The 7,531-nt window shown below is 64.6% G+C and carries 6 protein-coding genes; 2 read left to right on the top strand and 4 right to left on the bottom strand.

Annotation, left to right across the window (positions count from 1 at the left end; translation table 11 throughout):
* Window positions 1–355: 355 nt before the first annotated feature.
* Entirely contained in the window at window positions 356–1,972 is a 1,617-nt protein-coding gene (locus ACE3UY_RS08380; protein WP_374687089.1) for a M1 family metallopeptidase, read from the bottom strand.
* Window positions 1,973–2,137: 165 nt separating this feature from the next.
* On the bottom strand, window positions 2,138–3,205 hold the full coding sequence (locus tag ACE3UY_RS08375; RefSeq protein WP_374687088.1) for an ABC transporter substrate-binding protein: 1,068 nt from the start codon (window positions 3,203–3,205) through the stop codon (window positions 2,138–2,140).
* A 193-nt stretch (window positions 3,206–3,398) separates the two neighbouring features.
* Between ACE3UY_RS08375 and ACE3UY_RS08370 the strand changes: the two genes are divergently transcribed.
* The gene (locus ACE3UY_RS08370) at window positions 3,399–6,179 is read left to right on the top strand and encodes a DNA translocase FtsK 4TM domain-containing protein (RefSeq protein WP_374687087.1); all 2,781 of its coding nucleotides are present in this window, start codon (window positions 3,399–3,401) and stop codon (window positions 6,177–6,179) included.
* On the opposite strand, the gene ACE3UY_RS08365 is transcribed toward ACE3UY_RS08370, so the two are convergent.
* Both ACE3UY_RS08365 and ACE3UY_RS08360 read right to left on the bottom strand, forming a co-directional pair.
* Window positions 6,176–6,655: a DUF3368 domain-containing protein gene (locus tag ACE3UY_RS08365; protein WP_374687086.1), complete on the bottom strand. Its 480-nt coding sequence runs from the start codon at window positions 6,653–6,655 to the stop codon at window positions 6,176–6,178. The genes ACE3UY_RS08370 and ACE3UY_RS08365 overlap by 4 nt on opposite strands.
* Window positions 6,655–7,119 (bottom strand): hypothetical protein, encoded by a 465-nt coding sequence (locus tag ACE3UY_RS08360; RefSeq protein ID WP_374687085.1) that lies wholly within the window; start codon window positions 7,117–7,119, stop codon window positions 6,655–6,657. Before ACE3UY_RS08360 ends, ACE3UY_RS08365 begins: the two co-directional genes overlap by 1 nt.
* 173 nt (window positions 7,120–7,292) lie before the next feature.
* On the opposite strand from ACE3UY_RS08360, the gene ACE3UY_RS08355 reads away from it, so the two are divergent.
* Window positions 7,293–7,531: class I SAM-dependent methyltransferase (locus tag ACE3UY_RS08355; RefSeq protein WP_374687084.1), on the top strand; the 239-nt coding region annotated here is incomplete at its 3' end.

Raw genomic sequence — 7,531 nt, 5'->3', positions numbered from 1 at the left:
GTCGGTGAATACGCGATGACACGTTGATGCTACCAGGGCCGAGCGATGAGATGACGATGCTGTGCGACGTTGGCAACGATCAGGGTTCGATGAGACGGCGAACGCTGGGGGGACAGCGATGCCATCCAGGCAGCAACGAGTAGGCTATGGTGCGTCCTTCGATGAGGCGACGATGTGACAGCCCGGTAGTAGCGCAAGGCGGCGATGAGACGATGATGTTGTTTCGGTGCGAGCGGCGGAGTACGATGAGCTTCGGTGTTTTGCGCCGCGTCAATCCTACGGGATATATTGGAGACTATACCAGACAATTGTTACAAAGTCTATTACGATTTCAGGTCAATTGTTCACGGTCATTTTACTCATAGACCCACTCCTCGAAGAGCGAGCCTAAGTCGCAGCCGCACTGCTGCTCGGCCAACGTTCGGAAATCAGCTGTCACACTGATCCCCCAGCGCTGCTGAGCCGCATAGTCGTGCAGGAAAACGTCGAACGCCTCCCGCCCCATCGTCTCCTCCAACTCGCGCACGAAGATCGGCCCGCGGCCATAGACGATCGCGCTGTACTCGTCCCCCTCATAGGCCGCCACCGGCAATCCGATGGGAATCTCCGCTTTGTTCACCCGCGCCCAGCGGCCGGCGAAGGTTTCGAAGAACTGGTCGGCTGTGTTCTGGCCGTAGCGGGTCGCGTAGTAGCGGTAGGTTGTGTAGGAACCGAGCGACTCATCCAGCCACGGTTCGTCCAACTGATCGTTGCCGACCACGTTATAGAACCACTGATGGGCGACCTCGTGGGCCGTGGTCGATTCCAGGATCGCGGCATAGGGCACGCCGCCCTGCGTTTCGGCGTCTACGTCGTACATGCGCAGCGTGCCGACGATGAGGCCGGGATATTCGATACCCAGGGCTGAGGTCGGCGTGGTGACGATGTCCAGTTCGGTGTAGGGATAGGGCGACACGCGCGCGTCGAAGTCGGCCAGGGCCGCCGCCGCCACGTCCAGCGCCACCACCGCGCCCGGTTCGAGTTCGGCCGGGGCGTAGCTGTTGACCGTCGTCGCGCCAACGGTGTCGCTGACGGCAATGAAGTCGCCCGCCGCCAAATAAAAGTCGCGCGCCGGGCCGAGAGCGTAGGTGACGGTCTGCGTGTCGCCGGCTGTCTCCCGCGCTGTCTCGACGCCCGAGGCAACCAGCACCGTCTCGGCCGGGGCCGACACGCGCACCAGGTAGAAGCCGGCGTCGCTATAAGTCAGGTCGCCCTGGATGTCGGCTTCGGCTGTGTTCCAGCCCGTGTCGTCATAGACGGAGAGCATGGGGTAGAAGTGGGCCAGGGCCAGGATGTCCTCGTAGGAAGCCAGAACGCCATAATTCCGGCCGATGTCGGTGGCGACCCGCGTCTGAAAGCCCATGTCGATGACGGCCACTTCGCCCGGCGACAGCGGCACGGCCAGCGGCACGCGCAAGATGCTGCGGTTCGCGCCCTCGACCTCGGTTGTCGCCGCCGCGCCATTCACGGTCACGCCGGTTACATCGATGGCGCTGTCGAGCAGGTTGGGGTGCAGGTGGAAATAGATTTCCTCCAGCGCCACGTCTTCGGCGTTGGTATAGAAGACCGTCTGCCGGCCATCGACCACCCGGAGCGCCTCGTCGATGGTGATGGCCATGTGGTAGACGGGCGCGCCCGGCAGCACGCCCGGATCGGTGGCATCCCCGCCGGCATCCACCAGCCCGGCGGCGTAGATGCTGCGGTCATCCCAGGTCACGTCAAAGAGGGCCGGCGGGGACGCCAACGAGTCGGACGTCGCGGCGGCCCCCGCAGTCGCCGTCGGCTCGTTCGCGGCCGGCGGCGCGGTCGATTCGGGCAATGATGTGGGCGCGATAGGGATGGCGGTGGGCGCAAGCGTAGGTTCGGCGGCCGGCGCGGCGCGGCAGGCGGTCAACAGGAGGAGGAGCGCGGACAGGATGAGAAGGCGTTTCATAAGCTGCCGATTGTCATCCGTCCTTGGCGGCAAGGCAAAAAGAGTAACGCCGCATTCACAGAGAAAAGAGCTCACGCAAAGAGCGCAAAGAAGCAAAGAACGCAAAGAAAGGCTTATCTCTTCTTTGCGTTCTTTGCTTCTTTGCGCTCTTTGCGTGCGCTTCTTTTACTCTGCCGGCATCCAGGCCCGCCAGGTCGCCTCGTTGGCCGCCAGCCACTCGCGGGCGGCTTCGTCGGCCGTCTTGCCGTCCAGTTCCACGGCGGCAACCATCGTAATCTGGTCTTCCGTAGAGTAGTTCATGTTCTTGAGGAGCGTGTAGGCGTCCGGCGCAGCCTCGGCCAGCCCTGCCCAGAAGATCTTGAACAGGTCGTCGCCTGGATAGTCGCAGGCCACGCCGCCCGTGTCCGCCTCAGCGTAGCACGCCTCGGTATGCTCCGGCAGCGCCACCTCGGTCAGCTCATACTTGGCATGGATGGAATGGGGCGTCCAGAAGTAGAAGAGGATCGGCTCCTCGCGGCTATAGGCGGCGTCGAGCGCGGCCAGGATGGCCTGCTCCGAGCCGGCGTTGACCACTTGCAGCGGCAGCTCCAGGTTCGTGATGATGTCGGCGTCGTACTGCACCCAGCTGGGGTCGCCGGCCAGGAATTGGCCCAGGTCGCCCGTCTCGGCCGTGGCGAATTCGGCCGCGGCGGCCGGGTCCTGGAACCCTTCCCAGGTTGCCAGGGCCGGGTTGCGCTCAACCATGTAGGACGGGATGTACCAGCCGATCTTGCCCACCGGGCCGAGCAGCCCGCCGTTCTCGACCACACCCTGATCGTCAATGTACTGGGCGACGTTCTCGGCGTGACCCGACGGCCACACCTCCAGGCTGGCGTGCAGGTCGCCCGTCGCCAGCGACGCCCACTGGGCGTTCTCGTCGATGGTGACGATCTCGACCGGGTAGCCAAGCTCTTCTTCTAGCAAGATGCGCGCGACGTTGGCGTTGATCATCGAGGCTGACCAGGGATTCTCGGCCAGCTTGATGATGATGTTGTCCCCTTCGGCTGCCGCGCCCTCGTCGGCCGGTTCTTCAGCCGCGGCGGTTGGCTCCTCGGCGGCCGTCTCCGCTGTCGGCTCGGCCACCTCGCCGGCGTCCCCCGCAGGCGGCTCCGCCGCGCCCCCGCCGCAGGCCGCCAGGGCCAGCGCCAGGATCAACGACCACACCACCAGTAACCACCAGGATCGACGTTTCATGGTTCCTTCTCCTCTGCACGTGTTAAGGTTGGGTTGTTGAGCGCGCACAGTGTAGCATGGCGAGAGAGGGATATCAATAGTAGGGGATAGGGGTCAGGGAAGGGGTGATGATGCGGTTCTTCCCTGGCCTCTAACCCCTAGCCCCTGGCCCTTGCGCCTGCTATAATGTCCCCCATATAGGAACATTTGAGCGATGGCTACCAAGAAGAGTAACGGCTCCACGCGCAAGGTCAGCGCCGCCGGCAAGGGCAAGAGCGCCGCGCGCGGCAAGCCGGCGGCCAAAAAGCCGGCCGCCACTAAGCGCGCCGCCAAGCCCAAAGAGGTCGAGCCGCGGCTGAACGACGGCCAGCGCAGCCTGCTCTTCGGCATCGTCATCCTCTTCCTGACCGCCGTCCTGACACTCAGCCTGCTCTCCCCCAACCAGGGCCAATTCACCGAACTACTCTCCCGGCTGGCCGGGCTGGCCTTCGGGCTGGGCCGCTTCGCCATTCCCCTGGTCGTCGGCGGCATTGGCGCTTACCTCGTCCTGCGCGGCATGGAGCAGGAACCGCCGCTGCCCTGGTATCGCCTGACCGGCGTCGCCATCCTGTTCGTCGTCTTCCTGGCCTTCGCCTCGCTGGTCGTCTACCAGCGCGACGAGAGCTTCGGCAACCTCTACGCCGTGGCCGCGGCCGGCAAGGGGGGCGGGTACGTCGGCTCGCTCATCGCCACCGCGCTGGCGCGGCTGCTGGGCGATCTGGGGGCGATCATCACCCTGGTCGTGCTGGGCGCGGCCGGGGCGGTGCTGGTGTCGGGGCTGTCGCGCCAGCACGTGGGCGACTGGCTGAACCAGGAGCCGCGGCCGTCCACCGGGGCCGAGCCGGCGACCGATCGCGCCATCCGCATCAACCCGGGCCGCCAGCGCCCGGCCGCGTCGCCGGCCCAGTTGCCACTGCTGCCGGAGCCGGAGAAGCCCGAGCGCAAGGGGCGCGGCGAGACGCCCCCCGCCGGGCCGGCCGTGGCCCTGAAGCCCACCAAGGAACCGGTGCGCGAGAAGGCCAGGAAGGGAGCCAAGGAGGCCGCCCCGCCGCCCGTCTTCCTGGGCGCGGACAACGCGCCGGTGATGGGCAGCGCGGCCAACGGCTCCATCTGGACGCTGCCGCGCGTCGCCGACGTGCTCGAATCGGGCACCGACGTGGACGTGAACAGCGCCTCCATCCGCGAGCGGGTGGAAGTCATCGAACACACGCTGGAGAGCTTCGGCGCGCCGGCCACGGTGGTGGAGATCAACCAGGGGCCGACCATCACCCAGTTCGGCGTCGAGCCTAACTACGTCGTCCTGCGCGGCGGCAAGCGCACCAAGGTCAAGGTCGGCAAGATCGCCAGCCTGGCCGATGACCTGGCGCTGGCGCTGGCCGCGCGCTCCATCCGCATCCAGGCCCCCGTGCCCGGCAAGGGGTACGTGGGCATTGAAGTGCCCAACAGCGCCAAGGCGCTCGTCTCGCTGCGTGACGTGATGGAGTCGGCGGAGTACGGCCGGCTCAAGTCGCCGCTGCGCATCGGGTTGGGCCAGAACGTGGCCGGCCAGCCCATCGCCGCCGACCTGTCGGTCATGCCCCATCTGCTCATCGCCGGCACGACCGGCTCCGGCAAGTCGGTCTGCGTCAACGGCTTGATCGCCTGCCTGCTGCTCCAGAACACGCCCGACGAGCTGCGGCTGGTCATGATCGACCCCAAGCGCGTGGAGTTGACCGGCTACAACGGCATCCCCCATCTGGCCGCGCCGGTGGTGGTGGACATGGACCGCGTCATCGGCACGCTCCAGTGGGCGCTGCGGGAGATGGACAACCGCTACAAGCTGTTCGCCGCGCTGGGGGCGCGCAACATCGGCGAGTACAACAAGAAGGTACGCCGCGACCAGAACCAGCAGAAGCTGCCCTACATCGTCATCGTCGTCGATGAGCTGGCCGACCTGATGATGCTGGCCCCGGAGGACACCGAGCGCAGCATCACCCGGCTGGCGCAGATGGCGCGGGCGACGGGCATCCACATGGTCATCGCCACGCAGCGGCCGTCGGTGGACGTAGTCACCGGCCTCATCAAGGCCAACTTCCCGGCGCGCATCGCCTTCGCCGTCGCCAGCGGCACGGACAGCCGGGTTATTCTGGACGCGACCGGCGCGGAGCGGCTGCTGGGCCAGGGCGACATGCTCTTTCAGAGTCCCGATGCCGCCGCGCCGGTGCGCTTGCAGGGCTGCTTCGTCAGCGACGGCGAGTTGCAGAAGCTCATCAGCTATTGGCAGACGGCGCGCCGCCAGCAGGTCATCGCCGCGCCGGGCAGCGTCCCCACCCCGGCCGACAGCGGCGTGACCAGCCGCCCGGTCATCATCCCCGCGCCGGCCAACGTGGATACCAACGCGCCGACCGTCATCTCGCCCACGGCCCGCACGCGGCCGGTCAAGCCGGGCCAGGACGTGCCGCCGCCGGTGTCACACCTGAACGCGCCGGAGCCAACTGGCGGGCCGCCCCCGCCGCAGCGCCGCGCCCCGCGCATCCCCACCGCCCCGCCGGAGATGGCCGCCTGGGAGCCGACGTTTGTCGCGCCACAACCGATCGCAGACGACCGACCGGCGACCGACGACCGCAAACGACCGGCCGACGACATCGTGCAACAGCCGCTTTGGGAAGCGCTGCAAGAGATGGAGAACGGCGGCGACGAGGGCAGCGGGGCCGACGACGACCTGCTGCCGGAGGCCATCGCCCTGGTGCGGTCGCTCAACAAGGCATCCACCTCGCTGCTCCAGCGCCGCTTCCGCATCGGCTACACCCGCGCCGCGCGGCTGATGGACGCGCTGGAGGAACAGGGCATCATCGGGCCGCCGACGGGGACGAGTAAGGCGCGGGAGGTGTTTGGAGGGGAGGGAACATCATCCAGTGCAGAGGGTAACGTCGATGGACTTGAAGGCGAAGCCAGCGACAAAGACCGCGAGGATTAGTCGCCTAGTTCCGACAGGCTCCTAACAGGGGAACGGTAACCCTGTTGGATCATAGCTATCAGCAATTCATCGGCTTCGGATTGTGTGCAACGACCCATGCGCACCAGTATCCGCAACATGCCTAACGTGCCCACAACAGCAACCCCGGCACTGAGAGCATAACGCCTCGCCGCTTGATCATCAGTTACGAGAACTCCCTCTCTGGTGATCGCCAGCGCAAGACAACTCGCCTCTCCATTGTCGAGTTGCAGCGTAAGCCTTCCGTATAGCGCTGTCTCCTCTGTTGTTAGTTGAATAATGGGCAACCAACCCCAGTCACTTACAGGAAACCGTCCTAGTATTTCACCCGCTTGAAGCTCGGTGTACACGATCTCGGTCATTGCACCACTACCGCTAAGTGCAAGCCCTAGCAAGTCAACACGATCAATACGGGCGAAGTTGCTCAAGACCGTAGTGTCCACGATCAGCAATGTCATCACTTAAGCCTAAGAGCCTTCAAGACCTCGAACTCCTGACGTGCCTCTTCTATGGTTTGGGGACCTAAACGGATCGGCAGGTCAAGCCGGTTGAGGCGATCTTGAAGCTCAAAGCGTGACATACTTAACAAGACGGCCGCCCGGCCCAAACTAATATTGCCATCCAAATACTCGCCCATGATCCGATTCCACATCACTTGCACGTCTCTTCCCATCGCGGGCGATTCTCGCTCGACCTCCTCAAGTGTGAGGCCGGCGGGAACAGCTTCTGGATTGCTAAATGGCGCTTCTGGATCAGGCTGCCAGGCTGCAACTGCTTTCAGCAGCCTAAAATCAACAATATCCATAAGCGCAGCTTGTTGTTCACCATAGCTTCCGACCACCACGGGTCCGGTACGGCGCGCATCTTCGATAACTTTCCGCGTATTGCGGGCCAAATCCGTTCGACTGATTAGAATGGTCATGACAAACACCTCTGAACAGATTGCATACTTTACGTAGTTTACACACTCTGCGTAAATTACACAATCCGGCCCAACCTGGATTCTTAGCCACATACCGCCTACAATCAACCAGACTAGCAGTTGCATCTCTGAAAAATCTGCGTAATCTGCGAAATCTGCGGATAATACTTCTTATGGCCCACCTCGAAGGACAACAACGTGCCGACTACGTGCAGGACATGTTCGCCCGCATTGCCGAGCGCTATGACACGATGAACCGGCTGATGACCTTCGGCCAGGACCTACGCTGGCGGCGCTATGTCATCGGCCAGGCCAACCTGCCGGCCGGCGGCCGGCTGCTCGACATCGCCACCGGCACGGGCGACATCGCCGACGAGGGGCAACAGCAAGTCCCCGGCCTGCGCGCCGTCGG

Source organism: Promineifilum sp. (SeqCode) (genome assembly GCF_041918635.1).
In the GTDB taxonomy this organism is placed as follows: Bacteria; Chloroflexota; Anaerolineae; order Promineifilales; family Promineifilaceae; genus Promineifilum.
The sequence above is the reverse complement of the archived record's forward strand: the minus strand, read 5'-3'. Positions and strand labels throughout refer to the sequence as shown.

Excerpts from the sequence above, each read along its gene's own strand:
- ACE3UY_RS08380 (WP_374687089.1), bottom strand. The coding sequence starts at position 1,972 with ATGAAACGCCTTCTCATCCTGTCCGCGCTCCTCCTCCTGTTGACCGCC.
- ACE3UY_RS08375 (WP_374687088.1), bottom strand. The coding sequence starts at position 3,205 with ATGAAACGTCGATCCTGGTGGTTACTGGTGGTGTGGTCGTTGATCCTG.
- ACE3UY_RS08370 (WP_374687087.1), top strand. The coding sequence starts at position 3,399 with ATGGCTACCAAGAAGAGTAACGGCTCCACGCGCAAGGTCAGCGCCGCC.
- ACE3UY_RS08365 (WP_374687086.1), bottom strand. The coding sequence starts at position 6,655 with ATGACATTGCTGATCGTGGACACTACGGTCTTGAGCAACTTCGCCCGT.
- ACE3UY_RS08360 (WP_374687085.1), bottom strand. The coding sequence starts at position 7,119 with ATGACCATTCTAATCAGTCGAACGGATTTGGCCCGCAATACGCGGAAA.